Raw genomic sequence first — 21,235 nt, 5'->3', positions numbered from 1 at the left:
GCCAGGGGTCCTGTTCAGTTGACGCGGCGCTCGGCGCCCGCCCAGTAGCGGTCGCGGATGGCGCGGCGGTCGATCTTGCCGTTGGGGTTGTGGGGCAGGGCGGCGACGAAGTCGACCGAGCGGGGCTTCTTCATGCGGGCCAGGTGCTCGGCGCAGAAGTCGACGAGGCCGGTCTCCGTGAGGGCGGCGCCGTCGCGCGTCACGACGACCGCCTTGACGGCCTCGCCCCACTGCTCGTCGGGGACGCCGACGACGGCGGCCTCATAGACGTCGGGGTGCTGGTGCAGGATCGCTTCGACCTCGACGGCGTAGATGTTGAACCCGCCGGAGACGATCATGTCCTTCTTGCGGTCGACGATGAAGACGTAGCCGTCGGTACGTCGGCGGGCGAGGTCGCCGGTGAGGAACCAGCCGTCGCGGAAGGTCTCCGCCGTGAGGTTCGGCTCGTTGTGGTAGCCGGGGACGACATCGGGGCCGCGGACGGCGATCTCCCCGATCTCTCCGTCGGCGACGGGCTGTCCGCCGTCGTCGACGATGGCGACCTCGGCCTCGGCGAGCGGCCGGCCGCAGGACAGGAGCAGCTCCTCATCCTCCCCCTCGATCGCCCGCCGGTGGTCCTCCGCGGACAGGAAGAGGACGCCCGATGTGGTCTCGCCGCAGCCGTATCCCTGGGAGAGGACGGGGCCGAAGAGGTCCCAGGCTGCCCTGATCCGGGCCGGTGACATCGGCGCGGCGCCGTAGATCAGCCGGCGCAGGGTGGAGAGGTCGTAGTCGCGGGCGTTCGGCAGCGCGAGGACGGTGTTGACCATCGTCGGCACGACGAAGGCGTGGGTGGCGCGCTCGCGCTGGACGGTGGCGAGGAACTCCTCGGCGTCCCAGCGGGGCAGCACGAGCGCGCAGCCGCCGGCGAAGAAGATCCCCATCAGCGGCATGCCCGAGGCGTGGGTGACCGGCCCGGCCAGGATCTGCCGGTCACCGGGGCCCACCCGGGTGTCGGCGCTCATCACGCACTTGCGCATCAGGGCGAGCCTGTTGCCGTAGGTCTGGACCGCCGCCTTGAGTTTGCCGGTGGAGCCCGAGGTGAAGTGCAGCACGGCGATGTCGCCCTCGTCGCACTCCGTCTCGACGGGTTCCGGCGCGGTGCCCGCGAGGGTCTCGGCATAGCCCGGGCCGAGACCGCTCGGGCCGTCGTAGCCGAGGACGGTCTTCACCCCCGTGCCGGGCAGAGCGGCGCGGGCGATGTCCAGGTGGGCCGCGTCCGTCAGCAGCACCCGCGCGTCGGACTCCGCGAGCAGGTGGGCCACCTCGGCGGTGCCGAGCCTGGCGTTGATCGGGGCGCGGGCCAGGCCCGCCTTGTACAGGGCCACTTCCGTGACGACCAGTTCCGCGCGGTTCCCGGCGAGGGTCGCCACGCGGTCTCCCCGGTTCAGGCCGAGGGCGCGCAGGGCCGTCGCGAGCCGGTCGCTGTGGTCGTCGAGTTCCGCGTACGTCAGCCGCACGGGTCCGCAGACCACCGCCTCGGCATCGGGTTGGTGGCCGGCAGTCCGGCGTACGTACCGCCCGAAGTTCATCGCACCTCCAGAGTTTCCGAACAATCTGTTCAGTAGCAAGCTTGGTGTGCGGCAACGTAAAGGCAGCGTTAGGGTCAGGTCAACGGTCCGGACGAGAAGGAAACGAAGTGGACATGAAGCCCGCGGGAGATCGCCGCGTCCGCAGGACCCGGGCCGCACTGCGCCAGGCCCTGGTCGAACTGGTCCTGGAGAAGGGGTTCCACGCGATCACGGTCGAGGAGATCACCGAGCACGCCGACGTCGGCCGGGCCACCTTCTACGCGCACTACCGCGACAAGGAGGACCTGCTGGTGGGCATCGTCCGCGACCTCGCCGAGGACCGCGAGCGCCTCCTGCCGGCGGTGAGGCAGGCGCACGCGGAGGGGTTCACCGGACTGCCGGTGAAGTACATCTTCGAACACGCCGAGCAGGAGAAGCCCGTCTACCGGGTCGTCCTGCGGGGCGAGGGCGACGGCCGCGCCCTACGGGAATTCACGGACCTCATCTGCGCCCACGCCGAGGCCGCCTTCCGCACGCGGACCGAGCAGCTCGGGGTGACACCGCGCATCCCCCTCGACGTCGTCGCCCGGGCCTGGACCGGCGAACTCATCGGCCTGCTCACCTGGTGGGTGGAGAACGACACCGGCTACAGCGCCGCCGAGATCACGGCGCATCTGCGGGACCTCTCGGTCTACGGCCGCGTGTGGGCCACCGGACTCGCCCCGTCCGACGCCCCCGGAGCCCTCGACCTCACCCCCTGAACCGCGGCCGGACCACACCCGAACCACGCGACTCCCTCGCCCCGCCCGAGACACCTGGTCGAGATACCAGACACCGTGTACGGTATCGAGCCTCATAGGCGCACGACTGCGGAGTGGAGCGGACGCATGACAGGCATTCCCTCATTGGCTGATCTCGTGTGGGCGCGGGGATACACGGATCCGGCCTGGGCTCGACGGCACACGACCTCGGGTCGGGAACTCGTTCCGAGCCGCCGTGTCTGGCGGGGCTCCGGCGGCGCGTCACCGCTGCCGACCGCGCCGCCCGGCGCCCTCGACGGCCTCGCGTTCACAGGACCGCACGGTGGGTCCCTCACGCTCACGGAGCTGCTCTCCCGGGCCGAGACCGACGCCCTGCTCGTCATGCACCGCGGCCTGCTCGTGCACGAGGAGTACCTCCACGGATACGAGCCCCACGTCCCGCACTTCAACGCCTCGGCCGCCAAGTCCTACCTCGGCCTCGTCGCCGCGGTCCTCGCCCACGAGGGGCAGCTCGACCGCGGCATGCAGGTCGCCAAGATCGTCCCCGAGCTCGCCGGCACCGCCTTCGGAGACGCCGAGGTCGACCACCTCCTCCACATGGGCACGCAGATGAGCTACGCGGGCCGCCCGTACGACAAGGCGCTCGAAGCGCAGCGCTACTTCGCCGTCCTCGCCCCCCAGTTGCGCCCCTACGGCTACACCGGGCCGGCCACGATCCGCGAACACCTCGCCACCGCCCGCGCCACCGGCGAGCCGGGCATCGACTTCCGCTACGAGAACGGCAACGTCGAGGCCCTCGCCGAGGTCCTGCGCCGTGCCACCGGCACCACCACCTCGGCCCTGCTGTCCGAGATGATCTGGTCCCGCATCGGCGCGGAGGAGGACGCGTACTACCTCCTCGACTCCGAAGGCGCCGAGGCCGCCTGCGGCGGATTCAGCGCCACCGCCCGTGACCTGGCCCGGCTCGGCGAGATGATCCGCCGTGGTGGCGCGATCGGCGACAGCCAGATCGTGCCGGAGGCCGTCGCCTCCACCATCGTCTCCGGCGTGCCGGACGGATACCCCCGCCGCGTCCGCTTCCCGGCCGCACCTCCCGAGGCGCCCGCCACGCTCTCGTACCACGACCTGTGGTGGATCCCCAACGACCCCTACGGCTCCTTCATGGCCAGCGGCATCCACGGCCAGCGCCTCTTCGTCTCCCCCGCCCTGGACCTGGTGGTCGTCCACTACGCCTCCCAGATCGTCTCCCCGGCCGTCCCCCAGGTCCCTCTGGTCCAGGCGTTCCTGAAGATCGGCACGCACCTCCGCGGTTAGAGGGAAGAACGCGTGACCGTGGTGGCCGACCTGACGGACTCCGTGAGCGCCGACCGTTCCGACACTGCCGTTCGCGTCAACATCAGGCTGATTCCATTCGAAAACGTTCGCACACCACGGGTGTCGCGGAGCACTGTTCACATGGGCGCATTACCCTTCGTTGACTCAACCTTGGGCTTGCTTTGGCGAATTCTGATGATGGTGCGACCAGCGGGAGGAGCGTTCTTGTCGATGTCAGTCCGCACCTCCGCGGCCCTGCGCGCGGCCCTCCTCCTCGTCCTCGCCCTCGTCTGCGGCACGTTCGTCCTGCCCACCCCCGCCGGCCCCCTGCCCCAGCTCGAACGGCCCCGCGTCCAGCAGGCCGCGCCGGCCGCGGCGTACGAGTCCGTGCACGCCGGGGGCGGCGAGGCCGATGCTCCCAGAGGCTCCGTCCTCCACCGTGACCGGCGGCGGGCCGGCACCGCGGCCGCGGGCCCTCCCGGCCCGCCACCGCTCGTCACCCGCACCGCACCGCTCACGGACCCGCCGACCGGCCGCACCGGCGGCCCGGACACCCGGCCGAGACCGCTCGCCGCCCACGACTCCTCCGCCCTCCAGGTGTTCCTCTGCTGACAGGCGGCACCGCCCCGTGCCGACCTGTCAGCCCGACGCGCCCCCACGGCGCGCCAGGAGGAAACCTTCATGCAGCCCCTCATCGACCACGCCCGCCGATTCGGACAGCGCCCTGTCGTCGAGGTCCTCGCCGCCGAGGACGTCGTCGTCCACGTCCCCGCCCCACCGCTCCGCCCGCGCTCCTGTCCGTGCGTCGGACGGAGGCCTGCGGACGGCCTCCTCCGCCTGCACGGCCGGTACCACGAGGTGCGCACCGGCGCCGTCCGGGAGTACCGCCCCGGGGCCGACGCCTTCGAGGCGCTGTGACAGGGGACGTCCGGATGCCACGCTCCTTCCCCTTCCTGCGGCAGGACTTCGCCGCCTCCCTCGTCGTCTTCCTCGTCGCCCTCCCGCTCTGCATCGGCGTCGCCGTCGCCTCCGGCGTCCCCGCCGAACTGGGCCTCATCACCGGCATCGTCGGCGGCATCGTGACCGGCCTGATGCGGGGCAGCAGCCTCCAGGTCTCCGGCCCGGCCGCCGGCCTCACCGTGCTCGTCCTCGAAGCGGTCCGCGCCTTCGGCCTCCCCGCGCTCGGGGTCATCGTGCTGGCGGCCGGCCTGCTGCAGATCGCCATGGGCCTCCTCCGCTGGGGCCGCTGGTTCCGCGCGATCTCCCTCTCCGTGGTCGAGGGCATGCTCGCGGGCATCGGCCTGGTCATCATCGCCGGGCAGCTCTACGCCGCGGCGGGAATCCCCGCCCCCGATTCCGGTCTCGACAAGCTCACCGGCCTGCCGGGCGCCCTCGTCGACGCCCTGGGCAGCCGTACGGCCCTCGTGTCGCTCGCCGTCGGGGCCGGCACCGTCGTCCTCATCGTCGGCTGGCGGTGGATGCCGCGCCGGGCCCGCGCGGTACCCGGCGCCCTGGTGGCGGTCCTCCTGGCCGCCCTCTCGACCGCCGTGTTCGACCTTCCGGTGCAGACCGTGCGGGTGAGCGGCGTACTGGAGGCCGTCCACCTGCCGGGCTCCGAAGCCCTCTCCTCCCTCGCCGACCCGGCTCTCCTCGGCACGGTCCTGGCGTTCGCCCTGATCGCCTCCGCCGAGTCGCTGTTCAGCGCGGCGGCGATCGACCGGCTTCACACGGGAGCGCGCACGGACTACGACAAGGAACTCGTCGCACAAGGCGCGGGCAACACCCTGTGCGGTCTGCTCGGCGCCCTGCCGCTCACCGCGGTCATCGTGCGCAGCTCGGCCAACCTCGAGGCGGGCGCCCGGACGAAGGCGTCCCGGGTCCTCCACGGTGTCTGGCTGGTGCTCTTCGTCGCCCTGCTGCCCGCCGTCCTCGCGTACATCCCGCTGGCCGCGCTGGCCGGGATCCTCGTGCACGCCGGCTGGAAGCTCATCCCGTTCAAGGGCGTCGTGACGCTCTGGCGCCGTCACCGGGGCGAGGCCCTCGTCCTGGTGACGACCGCGACGGCCATCGTCGCGGTCGGCATGTTCGAGGGTGTCCTGATCGGCCTCGTCCTTTCGGTCGCGAAAGCCGCCTGGGAGGCGTCGCACCTCCGGATCGAGCACAGTGACGACGGACGCGACGCGGTCCGCGTGCGGCTCCAGGGGACGATCACCTTTCTGCGGCTGCCCCAGATACTCGACAGCCTGGAGGCCCTTCCCAGCGACCGCCGGGTGGTCCTGGACCTCACCGGGGTCCACCACCTCGACCACGCCTGCCGGGCGGCACTCGAGACGTGGGCCGAACGCCACAGCGGCGCCGACGCCGAGGCGGTCCGCGCCGACACCGCCCCGGACCGCCACGAGGGCTCCGCCGCGGGCCCGGTGGGCACCCCGCGCTGAAAGCCGGACGCGACGGAGGGCGACGCGCGACGCGTCGCCCCCGTTCGCGGACCCGCCGGTGGGACCGCGCCTCGTCGTCTGCGGAGGCCCTCCGGGGCTCAAGCCGTCACAATGAGACGTCGGGCGCGGTTGAGGAGATGTCCGAACCTCCCATCCGCCTCCGCGTGGTACCGAGGAGGTCGCCATGAGTCACTCCACGGACGACCGGCGCGTGCTCGCCGAGATCGAGCGGCGCCTCGCACGCGATGATCCCGAACTCTTCGCTCTCTTCGCCACGCTGATCCAGCAGTTCCCGCCCGTACCGGAAGAGCCCCGCCCGGCAGCCCGTACGGAGCGAAGACGTATGCGCCGCAAGCCGGCCGTGATCCTCTTCGCGCTGATCGCGGTGCTCGGCCTGCTCCTCACCGCCCTCCTGAGTGCCCCGTCGTCCCCGCCCCCCGGAGAGGACAGCCAACCGGGCACCCACTCCGGGTCCCTCCTGACTCCTCCAGCGCGGTGACCCTGCGTGCCGGATCGACTCCGTCGGCTCGCCGGGGGTGCTCCGGGAGGGGTCAGGCCTTGAGCGACCCCGGCGTCGTCGAGCGGGACGCGTCGAAGAGCGAGACGGGGTGACGTGTGGTGCCGTCGATCGCGAGATCGGCCAGGGTCTCTCGCCCCGCAGTCCACCTCGGCCTGAAAGGGAGCCGCCTCATGTGACGTTCAGGCGGGCGCGGCCCAAGCAGCGGGGGCGGGCCCGGAGTCCGGACCGGCGTGTCCATAGGGTGAGCCCATGTCTGCCACGTTGAGTCCCACGAAAGCCGCCGCCGCTCTGCGCACGGCGGCTCGTGTGTCCGCCGAGTCGTTGTTGGTCCTGCTGATGGCCGGGGTGGCCCTGTGGGTCCTCGGTCGCATGTGGTCGGTCGTCTGGCCTCTCGTCGTCGGGCTGATCCTCACGACCCTCACCTGGCCGCCGGCCCGTTTCCTCCGGCGGCACGGCTGGCCTCCCGCCTTGGCGGCGGCGGCCGTCACGGTCTCGTTCATCCTGGCCGTCGCCGGCATCGTCGCGCTCATCTCGGTGCCGGTCGCCTCCCAGTCCGGGGAGCTCTCCGACGGCGTGGTCGAGGGAATCGGGCGACTGCGCGAGTGGGCGGCCGGGCCGCCGCTGAACATCGGCGACGACGAGATCTCCGGCGCTCTCGACACGGCGATGGCCCGCGTCCAGAACAGCATCGGCAGCATGGTCACCGCGATCGCGACCGGCGTGGGCACGGTGTTCAACGGTGTGGTCACGGCCTTCCTCGCCCTCTTCCTGATGTTCTTCTTCCTCAAGGACGGCCCCCGGTTCGTCCCGTGGCTCAGCCGCCAGCTCCCCGGGCGGCTCGCCGTCGACGTCCCGATCGTGGCGGAGCGGAGCTGGGACACCCTGGGAGCGTTCGTGCGCAGCCAGGCGTTCGTCGGCCTCCTCGACGCCGTGCTCATCGGCCTGGGTCTGTGGATGCTCGACGTCCCCCTGGTCCTCCCCCTCGCGGTGCTGACCTTCGTCTCCGCGTTCGTGCCGATCGTGGGCGCCCTGTTCGCCGGCCTGGTCGCGGTGCTCATCGCGCTCGTCTCGAACGGCGTCACCGACGCGCTGATCGTCCTGGCGATCATCGTCGTGGTACAGCAGTTGGAGGGGAACGTCTTCCAGCCCATGATCCAGAGTCGCGGACTCGGCCTGCACGCGGCCGTCGTCCTGCTCGCGGTGACGCTCGGCGGCAGCCTGGCCGGCATCGTGGGCAGTCTGCTCGCCGTCCCGGTGGCCGCGCTGATCGCGGTCTTCTGGAACTACCTGCGGGAGCAGCTGAGCGACGAGAGGCCGGAACAGGATGTGGGCGAGGCAGACACCCCCGTCCCCGTCGTGTCCTGAGCCGACGACGGGCCGACCGGAGAGGCGTCACCAACGGTCGGGATCACCGACGACCGACCCGCCCGCGTCGCAGGCCTGCTCACGGTTCCGCGCCGACCGGCCCGCCTCGGACCGTGGCGCCGTTGCCCCTGGGCGCTATCTCGTTCCCGTCAGGGTCGCGTAGACCACCGTGTTGGCCCGGTAGCCGGTGTCGCTGGACCACTCGCCGCCGCAGGTGATCAGTCGCAGCTCGGGGCGGCCCGAACCGCCGTAGACCTTGTCGTCGGGGAAGCGGTCCTTGGGATGGAGCTCCACCGCGTCGACGGTGAAGAGGGCCGTACGGCCGTCGACACGGTCGATCTCGATGCCGGCGCCCCGGGAGAGGGAGTCGAGCCGGTGGAAGACGGCGGGGCCGAGCGGGGTGTCCACGTGTCCCGCCACGACGGCCGTGCCCGGCGCCCCGGGGGCGGTGCCGTCGGCGTACCAACCGGCCACGGTCGGGGCCGTCGCGGGCGGGGGGCGCAGTGCTCCGGCGCCGTCCAGTTCCAGGGGGACGAGGGAGACGTCGATCCCGATGGCCGGAATCCTGATCCGCGCCGCGTCGGACGCGGGCAGCGGCCGGGGTACGGGGCGGTCCCGCTCGGCTCCGGCGGCGGGCCGGGCGAGCAGCGTCGAGGCCTGCGCCGTCGTCGTCGGCGGCCGCGAGCCGTCGCCGTCCGGTACGTGGGCGAGCAGGACGATGCCGAGGAGCGTCGTGCAGGCGAGTGCCCTGACCGAGGGAACCCGCCGGGGCGGCGCTCCGTCGGGCTTCGGACCGGAGCCGTTCTTCATACGGATCGTGCCTCCGCTGAATGGCGGGGCCCCGGATCCTCTTCGCGGATCCGGGGCCCTGACCGTGCGACGTGGGGCGTGGAGACGTGGACTCAGCCGGAGTTGCGCGCGGCGATGGCGCGGCGGCGCGTCCTGACCACGGCACCCGCGGCGGCGCCGCCGAGGAGCAGCGCGCCGAGGGCGTACGGGCTGCTGCCGCCGCCCTCGTCCGCGCCGGCCGCCCATCCGAAGCCCGCTTCCACGGCGCCGTTCGGCCGGCCGGAGATCTGGTAGGTGACGGTCTGCTGGATGCGGGGCGGGCACTTGAGGGTCACGGTGTCCGTGCCGGAGGCGGCGTCCAGCGGGAGCGTGAACCGACCCACCAGGACGCCCTTCCGGTCACCCGGGAGGAGGTGGAACTTCCCGGCCGCCACCGACTCACCCTTGCCGTACGTCTCCGTGCCGCAGGCGGTGGTGCTGACGGTGACGGTGGTGCCGGGGGCCGCCTTCCCCGGATTGACCCGGACGTCGCCGGCGGGCGCCGCGACGGCAGAGGGTGCGGACAGGGCAAGGGCGCTCAGGACCAGGGCGAGCTGGATTCCCGTACGTGCGAGACGCATGCTTCTTCTCTCCTTCGGCGGAGCTTTCCTGGCCGGCTGGGCCGCGCGGCGCCTGTGCTGTGCTCCGTGCACGAGAAGATCCCCGACCGCTGATCACCGCAACGGGAGGATCGCGCTCGATGTCCCCCGGTCGGAGGCTTGATCGTCCTTGCCGGTGATCATCACCGCAGGTCACGGCGGCCCGCGCGGCGCTCGGGAACGAATTGCGTCCTGCGCGCGAATGGGTTAGGCACCCGCCTGCCCGCCCCGGTCCGACGGCAAGGCCGTGGGCCACGGCGGCTGCCGGGGCCGACGGCAAGGCCGTGGGCCACGGCGGCTGCCGGGCAGGGAGTCCGGGGGCGCGGTCGCCGGAGTGGCTCACCGGCCGATGACACCGGCCGATGACACCGACCGATGACCGGGGCGCCCCGGGACTTCCCTGCCGTGCAGGCGACGGGAGAGCGGTCAGCCCCGGCCCAGGATCGCCGTGAGGGCTTGCTGCAGCGCCGCTCCGGGGTCCGCCGACGCCCCTTCGGAGCGCCACGCGACGAACCCGTCGGGGCGGACGAGGACCGCGCCGTCCGGGGTGACGCCGTGGGCCTCCGCCCAGTCCGTGTCGCTCGCGGGAGAGAGCTCCGCGTCGGGCCCGTCGCCGATCCGGTACGAGTCGAGCGGCACCGACAGCTGCTGCCCGGCGCGTGTCGCCGCGGCGTGCCACCCGCCGGCGCCGTCCTCGGAACTCAGGAGCACCAGGGAGCGCTCGTAGAGGTCGAGCGTGGAGACCCGGGTACCGGCGCGGTTCAGCCACACGTGGGGTGCCCGGCTCCCGGGTTCGCCCGTCAGGCGCAGGCCGTCGGACACGACCGGAATCGTCCGGTCGGCGCCCACGACGGCGCCCTGCGGGTAGCGGTAACCGAGCACCTCGTTGAGGATGCCGCCCTTCTTTCCCTTGGGGCCGCCGGATCCGGGGCCGGGGACGTATCCGGGGTGGCTGTGCTCGACCGACCGCGCCGAAGCCCGGGCGCTCGTCACCTCCGCGACCGGCCGGCGCTCCGCGTCGTAGGACGCGAGCAGGCCGGGGCCGGCCCAGCCGCCCAGTACGGCGGAGAGCTTCCAGGCGAGGTTGTGCGCGTCCTGGATACCGGTGTTGGAGCCGAACGCCCCGGTGGGCGGCATCTCGTGGGCGGAGTCGCCGACGAGGAACACCCGGCCGTCCGCGTACCGTTCGGCGATCCTCTCGGCCGCGTGCCAGGGAGCCCTGCCCGTGATCTCCACATCGAGGTCCGGCACGCCCACGGCCCGCCGGATGTGTTCCCTGCACCGCTCGTCGGTGAACTCCTCCAGCGTCTCGCCGTGTTCGGGGTGCCAGGGAGCGTGGAACACCCAGCGCTCCCGGTTGTCGACCGGCAGCAGGGCCCCGTCGGCCTCCGGGTTCGTCAGGTAGCAGACGATGAAGCGCCGGTCGCCGACGACGTCCGCGAGGCCGCGTGAGACGAAGGTGATGCTCACGTTGTGGAACAGGTCGCCCTGACCGCTCTGCCCGATGCCGAGCCGCTCGCGAACCGGGCTGCGCGGGCCGTCCGCCGCGACGAGGTAGTCCGCGCGGATCGTGGTGTGCTCACCGGAATCGCGGCTCTTGACCTGTGCGGTCACCCCTTCGGCGTCCTGCTCGAAGGACATCAGTTCCGTCGAGAACCGCAGATCTCCGCCCAGCTCGCCGGCACGCTCGAGCAGCACGGGTTCGAGATCGTTCTGGCTGCACAGGCACCACCCGGAGGGGCTGAAGCGGGCGACGCCGCCGCCGGGGTCGATCTCCTTGAACAGCCACTCGCCGACATCACCCACCAGGCTCGGGGTCTGCAGGATGCCGTTGTTGCGGGCCAGGACCGACGCGGCCTCCTGGATGGCCTGCGCGATCCCGGCTCCGCGGAACAGCTCCATCGTGCGCAGGTTGTTGCCGCGGCCGCGCGGGTGGATCGAGGTGCCCGCATGGCGCTCGACCAGGGTGTGCGGCACTCCGAGACGCCCCAGGAACAGCGACGTGGACAGGCCCACCAACGAGCCGCCGACGATGAGTACGGGTGTGCGGTGACCGGCTTCTTCGCCGGTCACGTCGAATCGGTTCATTGTTCGTCTCCGGCGTCACGTGCGACGCGGGTCGGGGATGGGATGCAGATTCATGCCCTTCGGGGAAGGGTCCGCGTGCCGGAGGCACCCGGATGACACGCGGTTCACTCGTCCGCTCGTTCGGGCTCGCGCGCTGTAGGCGCTCCTGTCAACGATCGACACATCACGACCGCGGCGCTTCGGTCACGCAGGTCGTTCCCGCCCCCCCACGAGAAGAGAAGAGGTGTGCCGGATGGCCCCCTCGGGACGCATCTCACAGTCGGCCTTCGACGGCTCCAGGCTCCGGGTGATCCTCCTGCTCGACCTGTACGAAGGAGCTCAGCAGCAGTTCCTGGACGCGTACGAACTCATGTGCAAGCAGGTCGCCTCCGTTCCCGGCCACATCAGCGACCAGCTCTGCCAGTCCATCGAGAACCCCTCGCAGTGGCTCATCACCAGCGAGTGGGAGAGCGCGCCGCCGTTCCTCGCATGGGTGAACAGCGAGGAGCACGTCGAGACCGTCAAGCCCATGCACAGCTGTGTCCGGGACACCCGTTCGATGCGCTACAGCATCCTCCGGGAGACCGGTCCCGCGCAGTCCGCCTCGCGGGCCGGAGCCCCGACGGGCATGCAGGTGGCCGCCCGCGTGGGCGACGGTGTGGCACGCCATGCCCTCACCTTCACCGTCAAGCCGGGCTCCGAGTCGAAGGTGGCGGAGATCCTGGCCGGGTACCAGTCGCCCCGCGCCCAGGTCGACGAGACCACACGGCTGCGCCGTACCTCCCTCTTCATGCACGGCAACCGCGTCGTGCGGGCCGTGGAGGTGGAGGGCGACCTCCTCGTGGCGCTGCGGCACGTCGCCCGTCAGCCCGAGGTACGAGCGGTCGAGGAGGCCATCAACCCGTACCTGGAGCAGGACCGCGACCTGACCGACCCCGAGTCGGCACGGGTGTTCTTCACCCGGGCCGCGCTCCCGGCCGTCCAGCACGTGGTGTCCAGCCGGCCGACACCGGCCGACCTGCGGCGGCACGCGCTGTACTACCCGGCCAAGGAGGGCTGCGGGATGGAGCTGGCCCGGCTGCTCGCCGATCAGGACCGGGCCGCCTCGGACGACCCGGACAGCCCGGTGTACGGCAGCACCGTGTTCCAGCGCGACGACATCGTGGTGCGCCTCATCGACATCACGGGCGAACTCGACCTCGACCCCGTCGCCTCCCTCGGGCTCAAGGACACCCGGAAGGCCGCGGAGCTGGAACTCCTCCTCGACGGCGCCGCGATCGGCGTCGAGGGCTCCCTGAAGACGGAGCGCAACATCAACCGGCTTCTGTCGCACGCCGACATGCTGCCCGTCACCGACCGCTCGGCGGATTCCTGACGGCCGGTCGCGGCCCCACCGCAGTCGTCTCCAGCACGTCACTGCCACATCCGGAGGTATCAACCATGCTCAAGCAGCGTCCACGCATCGTGAACCTGAGCGAGACGGAACCCAACCGCAGGCGAGGAGGTGACCTGCGGGCCATGCTCACTCCGGCCACGGTGGGTTCCACCAGCGGCTTCATGGGCCTGGCCATCGTTCAACCGGGCGAGCGCATCGGCGAGCACTACCACCCGTACTCCGAGGAGTTCGTGTACGTCGTCTCGGGCGCGCTGGAGGTGGATCTGGACGGCGACACGTACGCGCTCCGGCCCGATCAGGGACTCCTGATCCCGATCGACGTGCGGCACCGCTTCCGCAACGTGGGCGACGTGGAGGCCCGCATGGTCTTCCACCTGGGCCCGCTCGCCCCGCGGCCGAGCCTCGGCCACGTCGACACGGAGGACACCGACGAGGCCGAGCTCGCCGCCGCGGGCCCGCACCTGACCGTGGGCGACCCGGGTCAGGTGTCCGAGCGAAGCGGGGCCATCGAGTGACCCGGCGAGTGGCCGTCACCGGCATCGGTGTGGTCGCTCCGGGCGGCACCGGAGCGAAGGCGTTCTGGGACCTCCTCGCCGCCGGCCGTACCGCGACCCGCGGCATCACCCTGTTCGACCCGGTCGGGCTGCGCTCCCGCATAGCCGCCGAGTGCGACTTCGACCCGGCGGACCACGGACTGGACCCGGACCTGAGCCGCCACGCCGACCGGTACATCCAGTTCGCCGTCGTCGCCGCCGGAGAAGCCGTCCGCGACTCCGGACTCGACACCGACACCGAAGACCCCTGGCGCGTCGCCGTCTCCCTGGGCAGCGCCGTCGGCGGCACCACCCGGCTCGAACACGACTACGTCCTGGTCAGTGAGGGCGGGCGACGGTGGGACGTGGACCACCGCGCGGCCGACCCCAAGCTGCACATGGCGTTCTCGCCGAGCACGCTCGCCTCCGTCGTGGCCGAGCAGTTCGGCGCCCGCGGCCCGGTGCAGACCGTCTCCACCGGATGCACCTCCGGCCTCGACGCCGTCGGCTACGCCTTCCACACCATCCAGGAAGGGCGGGCGGACGTCTGCATCGCGGGCGCGTCGGACTCCCCGATATCCCCGATCACCATGGCCTGCTTCGACGCCATCAAGGCCACGTCGCCCGACAACGACGACCCGGAGCACGCCTCCAGGCCCTTCGACAACAACCGCAACGGTTTCGTCATGGGCGAGGGCGCGGCCGTCCTCGTCCTGGAGGAGTACGAGCACGCCAGGGCCCGCGGTGCGCACATCTACTGCGAGATCGGTGGTTACGCCACCTTCGGCAACGCGTACCACATGACCGGCCTGACCGGCGAGGGGCTTGAGATGTCCCGGGCGATCGACTCCACGCTCGACCAGGCCCGGCTCGACCCCACGCTGATCGACTACGTCAACGCGCACGGCTCGGGCACCCGGCAGAACGACCGGCACGAGACGGCCGCCGTGAAGCGGTCCCTGGGGGCGCACGCCTACGACACGCCCATGAGCTCCATCAAATCCATGGTGGGGCACTCGCTGGGCGCGATCGGCGCGATCGAGGTGGCCGCCTGCGTCCTCGCTCTGAAGCACCAGGTGGTACCTCCGACGGCGAACTACGAGACCCCCGACCCCGAGTGCGACCTGGACTACGTGCCGCGCACCGCCCGCCCCCGGAAGCTCAGGAACGTGCTCTCGGTGGGCAGCGGATTCGGCGGCTTCCAGTCCGCGGTCCTCCTGACGGGGCCGGGCGGGAGGACACGATGAGCACTGAACGCCCACGGCGCGCGGTCGTCACCGGCATCGGTGTGATCGCCCCCAACGGACTGCGTGCCGACGCGTACTGGAAGTCCGTCCGCGAAGGGCTCGGCGTACTGGACCGGATCACCCGCGAGGGGTGCCAGGACCTGCCCCTCAAGGTCGCGGGCGAGGTCCGGGGCTTCGACGCCACCGCCCTGATCGAGGAGCGTTTCCTCGTCCAGACCGACCGCTTCAGCCACTACGCGATGGCCGCGGCCCAGCTCGCCCTCGACGACGCCGGCCTCGCCCGGGAGAACCCCGAGGAGCCGTTCGAGATCGGCGTGGTCACCGCGGCCGGTTCCGGCGGCGGCGAGTTCGGCCAACGCGAGCTCCAGAAGCTCTGGGGCCAGGGATCCAAGTTCGTCGGCCCGTACCAGTCCATCGCCTGGTTCTACGCCGCGAGCACCGGCCAGATCTCCATCCGGAGCGGCTTCAAGGGGCCGTGCGGTGTGGTCGCGAGTGACGAGGCGGGAGGCCTGGACGGCATCGCCCACGCGGCCCGGGCCGTACGGCGTGGGACCGGTGCGGTGATCGTCGGAGCGGCGGAGGCCCCCCTCGCCCCGTACTCGATGGTGTGCCAGCTCGGATACCCGGAGCTCAGCACCGTCGAGGACCCTGACCGCGCCTACCGGCCCTTCACCGCGGGAGCCTGCGGCTTCGTCCCGGCGGAGGGCGGCGCGATGCTCGTCGTGGAGGACGAGTCCCGCGCCCGCGACCGGGGAGCCGCCGTCCGGGCCGTCGTGGCCGGCCACGGCGCCACGTTCACCGGCGCCTCCCGATGGCAGGAGTCCCGGGAGGGACTCGCCCGCGCCATCCGGGTCGCCCTCGAGGAGGCCGCGTGCGCCCCCGAGGAGATCGACGTCGTCTTCGCCGACGCCCTGGGCGTACCGGAGGCGGACCGCGCCGAGGCGCTGGCGATCGCCGACGCCCTCGGAGCGCACGCCACCCGCGTACCCGTCACGGCGCCCAAGACGGGCATCGGCCGTGCCTACTGCGGGGCGCCCGTCCTGGACACCGCCGCCGCGGTCTTCGCGATGGAGCACGGCGTGGTCCCCCCCACCCCCAACGTGTTCGACATCTGCCACGACCTCGATCTGGTGGTGTCCCGCGCTCGCCCCGCCGAGCTGCGCACGGCCCTGGTCCTCAGCCGGGGACTCATGGGATCCAACGCGGCGCTGGTCGTGCGCCGCGGCGACGACACCGCCCGGTAGGACCGGGCGGGAAGGAGAGTACAGATGATCACCACCACACTGACCTTCGACGAGCTCGCCGCGCTGATGAAGCAGGCGGCCGGTGTCACCGTGGACGTCCGGGAGCTGGAGAAGGCGCCGGACGCGCCGTTCGCCACCCTCGGCGTCGACTCGCTCGGCCTGCTCGGGATCGTCGGCGAACTGGAGAACCGGTACAGCGTGGCGCTGCCGACGGACGCCGAGCGCTGCAAGACGCCCGCCGAGTTCCTCGGCCTGGTCAACAGCGCCCTCAAGACGGGAGTCTGACGTTGTCCGGTCACACTGACAACAGCATCACCATCGATGCCCCGCTCGACCTCGTCTGGGACATCACCAACGACATCGAGAACTGGCCGAACCTCTTCAGCGAGTACGCCTCCCTCGAGGTGCTCTCCCGCGAGGGCGACTCCACGACCTTCCGCCTGACCATGCACCCGGACGAGTCCGGGAAGGTCTGGAGCTGGGTGTCGGAGCGCACCGTCGACCGCCGCGGGCGGACCGTCCGGGCCCGCCGCGTCGAGACCGGTCCGTTCGACCACATGGACATCCGGTGGGAGTACGAGGAGACACCGGCCGGCGTCCACATGCGCTGGGTGCAGGACTTCGCGATGAAGCCCGAGGCTCCGGTCGACGACGCCTGGATGACCGACAACATCAACCGCAACTCGCGCACGCAGATGGCCCTCATCCGGGACCGCATCGAGCAGGTCGCGCGCGACCGCCGGGGCGCCTCGGTCCTGCCGGGCTGACCGCACGCGGCCGCGCACACCGGCGCGTCCGCACTCCCAGGAAGGAAGCTCAATGCACCACGCCCTGATCGTCGCCCGCATGGCGCCCGATTCGGCGCCGGCGATCGCCGACGTGTTCGCCGCCTCCGACCGTGGCGAACTCCCGCACCTGGTCGGCGTCACCCGGCGCCGCCTGTTCCAGTTCGGCGACGTGTACCTGCACCTCATCGAGTCGGAGCAGGACCCGGCGCCGGCCATCGCGAAGCTGACCGGACACCCCGAGTTCCGGGACGCGAGCGAGAAGCTGTCGGCGTACGTCAGCGCGTACGACCCGAAGACGTGGCGGAGCCCCAAGGACGCCATGGCGCAGTGCTTCTACCGCTGGGAGCGGGACGCAGGCTCCTGATCTCCCTCCCGAGAGCACGCACGACAGGGAAACCCGAGGCCGCCCGCCCCGCGATCGACGCGGAGCGGGCGGCCTCGGGTTTCCCTCGTGCGCCGTTGTCAGCCGGGAACGGTGCACTCGAAGGCGTGGAGATACGCGTTGACCGGCCGGATCTCGCCGATCACGAGGCCCGCGTCCGTGAGCCGGTCGACCATGCTCTGCCGGGTGTGCTTCGCACCGCCGACGTTGAGGAGCAGGAGCAGGTCCATCGCGGTCGTGAACCTCATCGAAGGCGTGTCGTCCACGAGGTTCTCGATCACGACGACCCGGGCGCCGGGGCGCGCCGCCCCGCGGACGTTGGCGAGGGCCCTGCGGGTGCTGTCGTCGTCCCACTCCAGGATGTTCTTGATGATGTACACGTCTGCCTGGACCGGGATGTCCTCCCGGCAGTCGCCGGCCACGACACGGACCCGGGAGCTCAGCGCGCCGCCGTCCCGCAGCCGCGGGTCGGCGTTCTCCACCACTCCGGGAAGGTCGAGCAGCGTGCCGTTCAGGGCGGGGTGCCGCTCCAGCAGACTCGCCAGGACGTGTCCCTGACCGCCTCCGATGTCGGCGACGGAGGCGGCCCCCTGCAGATCGAGCAGGTCGGCGACGTCCCGGGCGGACTGCTGGCTCGACGTGGTCATGGCCCGGTTGAACACGTACGCGGACTCGGGCGCCTCCTCGTTGAGGTACGTGAAGAACTCCTTCCCGTACACGTCCTCGAAGGCGTTACGGCCGGAGCGCACCGCCTCGTCGAGCTTCGGCCACACCTCCCACGTCCACGGCTCCGTGCACCACAGGGCGATGTACCGCAGGCTGTGCGGGTCGTCCTCGCGCAGCAGTCGGGACATCTCCGTGTGGGCGAACGTGCCGTCGGGGTTCTCCGTGAAGACGCCCTGGCAGGACAGCGCGCGCAGCAGGCGTCGCAGTGTCCGCGGCTGGGTCCGCACCGCGGCCGCCAGGTCCTCCACGGTCATGGGTGTGTCGTCCAGGGCGTCCGCCACACCGAGGCGGACGGCCGCGCGTACGGCGGCGGCGCATGCCGCCCCGAACACGAGCTCCCTGAGCCGCATGGGCGGCGGAGGAGCCGGATCGACAGTCGGGGAAACCGGATCAACAGTCGTCATCTGTCGCCTTGTCTGTGCTGTGGTGCCGTGGGTGGGGAAGCGGAGCCGACCGTCAGCACATGCCCGCGGGCTCCGAGACCCCGCAGGTGTTGCCACGGAAGGTGTTGCCCTGGCCGGTGTCGCGGTTGGCGAGGTCGGCCGAGCCGTTGCGGAGTACGACGTTGTCGCGGATCTCGTTGCGCTCGTTGAGGGCGCCCACGAAGCTCTTGAAGAGCACGATGCCGCCCGAAAGCGGCGAGGCGCCGACGTTGTCCACGATCCTGTTCTCCGCCACCAGCGTCTCCTCGGCGCCGGTGAGGACGATTCCCGAGCCCTGCAGGAAGGGCAGGCGGGGGGTCTTGGGGCAGTGCTTGTTGTTGTCGTGGATGTTGTTGCGGCGCAGGGTCATCGCCCCTGCGCGCGGGGTGGACTCGTCGCCCACCACGAACACGGCCGCACAGTTCCCGGTCGCCTCGTTGCGCTCGACGGTCAGGTTCCGCAGGCGGCGCACGGTGAGGCCGATCCGGTTGCCGGAGACCCGGTTGTGGCTGATCACCGTCCCCTGGGCGTCGACGGCGCCCGCCTCCGTGTCGGTGGTGTTGGAGACGAACAGTCCGGCGTCGGCGTTGTTCCGGGCGACGTTGTGCGTCAGCGCGGTGCGTACGGACCGCTCCAGGGCGATGCCCCAGTTGCCGTTCTTCTCGGCGGTGACCCGGTGGATCTTCAGCCGGTCGGTCCGCGACGCCCACAGGCCGTTCTTGGTGAAGCCCTGAAGCGTCAGCGAGCGCACGGTGACACCCTCGACGGGCCGGTCGGCCGTGCCCGTCACACAGACGCCGTGACCGGCCGTGGCGCAGGTGTCGTCGGCGGCGGCCTTGCCGGGCACGAGGACGGTGGGGAAGACGGTCGAGCCCCGCAGGGTCAGGTTCGACGTGGTGATGCGGACGCTCTCACGGTAGGTGCCCGGGGAGAGGACGATCGTGTCCCCGGGCTTCGCGGCGTCCACTGCTTTCTGGATCGATTCGCCGGGCTTGACGCGGTGCACCGTCCGGTGGCCGGCCGCCGGAGCGGCGGCTCCCATCCCCGAGACCACGAGGGTCACGGTGCACGCCAGGTAGGCGATCTGTCGTTTGGTCATACGGCGAAGCTATGAGCGGGCCTTCGGCCCCGCCACCGCTGATCGTCCAGGCGGACCTAGGCATACCTCCCTGCGGTCCATGCGATGGGCGTGGCGCGCGGGTCCTGGGTGGAAACACCGCTCCGCCGTGGATCATGGGGGCCGCCGGGGGCACCTCTTCGGTGCAGCGGGCAGGGAAGGGGTTCGGATGCGCAAGTGGTGGCCTCTGGTGGCGATCTGTCTGGGCACCTTCATGCTTCTGGTGGACGTCACGATCGTGACCGTGGCGCTGCCCGCGATGGCGGCGGACCTCGACACCACGCTCTCCGATCTGGAGTGGGTGGTCGACGTCTACGCTCTGGCACTGGCGTCGCTGCTGCTCGGCGTCGGTTCCCGCGCCGACCGGATCGGCCGCAGGAAGGTGTACCTCGTCGGACTGATCGTCTTCACCGCGGCGTCGGTGGTGTGCGCGATCGCGCCGAACGCGGGTGTGCTGATCGGCGCCCGGGCGGTGCAGGGACTGGGCGCCGCCGGGATGTTCGGGACGACGATCGCCCTGCTCGGCATGCACTACAGCGGCCGGGAGCGGGGGGTGGCCTTCGCCGTGTGGGGCGCCACCAACTCGGTCGCCGCGGCGGCCGGGCCGATGGTCGGCGGACTCCTCACCCAGTACCTGGACTGGCGGTGGATCTTCTTCGTCAACCTGCCGGTCTGTCTGGTCGCCGTCGTGTTGACGCTGCGCTCGGTGCGCGAGGTCAAGGGCCGGGGCCGGCAGCGTGCGGACGTCCTCGGCGTGGTCACCTTCACGGTGGCGAGCGGGGCCCTCACGTTCGGGCTGATCCGAGCCCACTCCGAGGGCTGGACGGCACCCTTCACGCTCGGCCTGTTCGCGGCGGCGGCCGTCGCCCTCACCCTCTTCGTCGTGGTCGAGACGAGGCACGAGCATCCCGTCCTCGATCTGTCGCTGTTCCGCAGGCCGTCGTTCACCGGCATCATGATCAGCGCCCTGTTCCTGCAGGGCGCTGCGTTCGCCGCTCTGTTGTTCGAGTCGCTGTGGATGCAGTCCGTACTGGGGTACGAGCCCGTCGAAGCGGGTCTGTACATCCTGCCCATGTGCGCCGCGGCGTTCCTCGTCTCGGCCCTCGCGGGCCGATTCGGTCCCTGGCCGCCCCGGGCGTCCATCGGCGGAGGGCTGGCGCTCATCGCCCTGGGTTCCGGAATGCAGGCCACCCTCGACGCGGGGTCTTCGGGCAGCAGCATCGTGGCGGGGCTCGTCGTCTCCGGTCTGGGGGTCGGGCTCGTGACACCGAGCCTGGCGGCGGCGGCCCTGGCCACGGTGCCGCCGGAGCGCGGAGGCATGGTGGGCGGTGCGGTCAACACCTTCCGCCAGCTGGGCTTCGCCTTGGGGATCGCCGTGTTCGGCCTGATCTTCCAGTCGCGGATCGAGAGCGTGCTCAAGGCCGACGGCAGTGTCCCGGACCCGCACGGGACGGCGGCAGCTCTGAGCGGCGGACAGGCCCGGTCGGTCGTCGCGGGCTGGCCGGAAGGTGAACGCGCCGAGATGACGCACCTGGTGCGTGAGGCGTTCGCATCGGGCCTGAACGCGGTGCTGGTCGTGGCGGCGGCACTGGGTGCGATGGCCTCACTGCTCGTCGTCGCGACGGTGCGCATCCCGGCGGGCGGCGCCGAGCAGCAGAAGCCGGAGGCGGGCGTGAGTCCGCACGGTCAGGAGACGCCGGCGGACGCCGCCCTGTAGCGGCGGCCGCCCACGACGTGTGGCATCGCGCGGCCGCTGCGGCGCGGCCGCGCGCCGGCGGACTTCCGCGATCTCGGCCGCACTCTCGGGAGACCGGTGGCGGAACGTGAGATTCGACTGATGTTCCCCCGGGCGTACGGATGTTGACGTTGCATCAGGGCAGATCATACACACGGATGTTTGGGTGCAAGTCGGTTGAGCTCGGCGCGGACATGGAGGTT

Annotated in this window: 21 protein-coding genes; 15 read left to right on the top strand and 6 right to left on the bottom strand. The window is 71.6% G+C overall.

The features are described 5' to 3' along the window. Positions 1 to 14 precede the first annotated feature (14 nt). Entirely contained in the window at positions 15 to 1,571 is a 1,557-nt protein-coding gene (locus E0F75_RS24180) for a long-chain fatty acid--CoA ligase (protein ID WP_187624670.1), read from the bottom strand. A 113-nt stretch (positions 1,572 to 1,684) separates the two neighbouring features. On the opposite strand from E0F75_RS24180, the gene E0F75_RS24170 reads away from it, so the two are divergent. The 7 genes from E0F75_RS24170 (at position 1,685) to E0F75_RS24140 (ending at position 7,948) form a co-directional block, all read left to right on the top strand. After that, the gene (locus E0F75_RS24170; RefSeq protein WP_187624669.1) at positions 1,685 to 2,311 is read left to right on the top strand and encodes a TetR/AcrR family transcriptional regulator; all 627 of its coding nucleotides are present in this window, start codon (positions 1,685 to 1,687) and stop codon (positions 2,309 to 2,311) included. Between the two features lie 126 nt (positions 2,312 to 2,437). After that, positions 2,438 to 3,625, top strand: coding sequence for a serine hydrolase (locus E0F75_RS24165; RefSeq protein ID WP_187624668.1), 1,188 nt, complete (start codon positions 2,438 to 2,440; stop codon positions 3,623 to 3,625). A 231-nt stretch (positions 3,626 to 3,856) separates the two neighbouring features. After that, positions 3,857 to 4,237 carry a hypothetical protein gene (locus E0F75_RS24160; RefSeq protein ID WP_187624667.1) on the top strand — a complete coding sequence of 127 codons (381 nt, stop codon included), beginning with the start codon at positions 3,857 to 3,859 and terminating at the stop codon, positions 4,235 to 4,237. 69 nt (positions 4,238 to 4,306) lie between these two features. Then, a complete protein-coding gene (locus E0F75_RS24155) occupies positions 4,307 to 4,543 on the top strand; it encodes a hypothetical protein (protein WP_187624666.1) in 237 nt (78 codons plus the stop codon). Between the two features lie 14 nt (positions 4,544 to 4,557). Beyond that, positions 4,558 to 6,063, top strand: coding sequence for a SulP family inorganic anion transporter (locus E0F75_RS24150; RefSeq protein ID WP_187624665.1), 1,506 nt, complete (start codon positions 4,558 to 4,560; stop codon positions 6,061 to 6,063). A 184-nt stretch (positions 6,064 to 6,247) separates the two neighbouring features. Beyond that, complete coding sequence (locus E0F75_RS24145; RefSeq protein ID WP_187624664.1) at positions 6,248 to 6,562, top strand: DUF3040 domain-containing protein; 315 nt, start codon at positions 6,248 to 6,250, stop codon at positions 6,560 to 6,562. Between the two features lie 270 nt (positions 6,563 to 6,832). Next, positions 6,833 to 7,948, top strand: coding sequence for an AI-2E family transporter (locus tag E0F75_RS24140; protein WP_187624663.1), 1,116 nt, complete (start codon positions 6,833 to 6,835; stop codon positions 7,946 to 7,948). A 135-nt stretch (positions 7,949 to 8,083) separates the two neighbouring features. Here E0F75_RS24140 and E0F75_RS24135 read toward each other — a convergent pair whose 3' ends face one another. The 3 genes from E0F75_RS24135 to E0F75_RS24125 all read right to left on the bottom strand — a co-directional run bounded on the left by E0F75_RS24135 (position 8,084) and on the right by E0F75_RS24125 (position 11,463). Continuing rightward, positions 8,084 to 8,758 carry a class F sortase gene (locus E0F75_RS24135; protein ID WP_187624662.1) on the bottom strand — a complete coding sequence of 225 codons (675 nt, stop codon included), beginning with the start codon at positions 8,756 to 8,758 and terminating at the stop codon, positions 8,084 to 8,086. 92 nt (positions 8,759 to 8,850) lie between these two features. Next, positions 8,851 to 9,357, bottom strand: a complete 507-nt coding sequence (locus E0F75_RS24130; protein WP_187624661.1) for a sortase — start codon at positions 9,355 to 9,357, stop codon at positions 8,851 to 8,853. 444 nt (positions 9,358 to 9,801) lie between these two features. Continuing rightward, complete coding sequence (locus tag E0F75_RS24125; RefSeq protein ID WP_187624660.1) at positions 9,802 to 11,463, bottom strand: FAD-dependent monooxygenase; 1,662 nt, start codon at positions 11,461 to 11,463, stop codon at positions 9,802 to 9,804. 232 nt (positions 11,464 to 11,695) lie between these two features. On the opposite strand from E0F75_RS24125, the gene E0F75_RS24120 reads away from it, so the two are divergent. The 7 genes from E0F75_RS24120 (at position 11,696) to E0F75_RS24090 (ending at position 17,014) form a co-directional block, all read left to right on the top strand. After that, entirely contained in the window at positions 11,696 to 12,817 is a 1,122-nt protein-coding gene (locus E0F75_RS24120; RefSeq protein ID WP_187624659.1) for a SchA/CurD-like domain-containing protein, read from the top strand. Between the two features lie 65 nt (positions 12,818 to 12,882). Further along, positions 12,883 to 13,353, top strand: a complete 471-nt coding sequence (locus E0F75_RS24115) for a cupin domain-containing protein (protein ID WP_187624658.1) — start codon at positions 12,883 to 12,885, stop codon at positions 13,351 to 13,353. Continuing rightward, positions 13,350 to 14,618 carry a beta-ketoacyl synthase gene (locus tag E0F75_RS24110; RefSeq protein ID WP_187624657.1) on the top strand — a complete coding sequence of 423 codons (1,269 nt, stop codon included), beginning with the start codon at positions 13,350 to 13,352 and terminating at the stop codon, positions 14,616 to 14,618. Before E0F75_RS24115 ends, E0F75_RS24110 begins: the two co-directional genes overlap by 4 nt. Then, positions 14,615 to 15,862 carry a ketosynthase chain-length factor gene (locus E0F75_RS24105; protein ID WP_187624656.1) on the top strand — a complete coding sequence of 416 codons (1,248 nt, stop codon included), beginning with the start codon at positions 14,615 to 14,617 and terminating at the stop codon, positions 15,860 to 15,862. Before E0F75_RS24110 ends, E0F75_RS24105 begins: the two co-directional genes overlap by 4 nt. A gap of 24 nt (positions 15,863 to 15,886) precedes the next feature. Continuing rightward, entirely contained in the window at positions 15,887 to 16,147 is a 261-nt protein-coding gene (locus tag E0F75_RS24100) for an acyl carrier protein (RefSeq protein WP_187624655.1), read from the top strand. Positions 16,148 to 16,149: 2 nt separating this feature from the next. Next, positions 16,150 to 16,629: an SRPBCC family protein gene (locus E0F75_RS24095; protein ID WP_187624654.1), complete on the top strand. Its 480-nt coding sequence runs from the start codon at positions 16,150 to 16,152 to the stop codon at positions 16,627 to 16,629. 52 nt (positions 16,630 to 16,681) lie between these two features. Continuing rightward, the gene (locus E0F75_RS24090; protein WP_187624653.1) at positions 16,682 to 17,014 is read left to right on the top strand and encodes a TcmI family type II polyketide cyclase; all 333 of its coding nucleotides are present in this window, start codon (positions 16,682 to 16,684) and stop codon (positions 17,012 to 17,014) included. A gap of 98 nt (positions 17,015 to 17,112) precedes the next feature. Here E0F75_RS24090 and E0F75_RS24085 read toward each other — a convergent pair whose 3' ends face one another. Both E0F75_RS24085 and E0F75_RS24080 read right to left on the bottom strand, forming a co-directional pair. Then, a complete protein-coding gene (locus E0F75_RS24085) occupies positions 17,113 to 18,162 on the bottom strand; it encodes a methyltransferase (protein ID WP_187624652.1) in 1,050 nt (349 codons plus the stop codon). Positions 18,163 to 18,214: 52 nt separating this feature from the next. Beyond that, complete coding sequence (locus E0F75_RS24080; RefSeq protein WP_187624651.1) at positions 18,215 to 19,279, bottom strand: nitrous oxide reductase family maturation protein NosD; 1,065 nt, start codon at positions 19,277 to 19,279, stop codon at positions 18,215 to 18,217. A gap of 187 nt (positions 19,280 to 19,466) precedes the next feature. Here E0F75_RS24080 and E0F75_RS24075 point away from each other — a divergent pair, with 187 nt between their 5' ends. Further along, the gene (locus E0F75_RS24075; RefSeq protein ID WP_187624650.1) at positions 19,467 to 21,014 is read left to right on the top strand and encodes an MFS transporter; all 1,548 of its coding nucleotides are present in this window, start codon (positions 19,467 to 19,469) and stop codon (positions 21,012 to 21,014) included. The last annotated feature ends 221 nt before the right edge of the window (positions 21,015 to 21,235 follow it).

It is taken from the genome of Streptomyces sp. CB02980 (genome assembly GCF_014451325.2).
Taxonomy (GTDB): domain Bacteria; phylum Actinomycetota; class Actinomycetes; order Streptomycetales; family Streptomycetaceae; genus Streptomyces.
The sequence above is the reverse complement of the archived record's forward strand: the minus strand, read 5'-3'. Positions and strand labels throughout refer to the sequence as shown.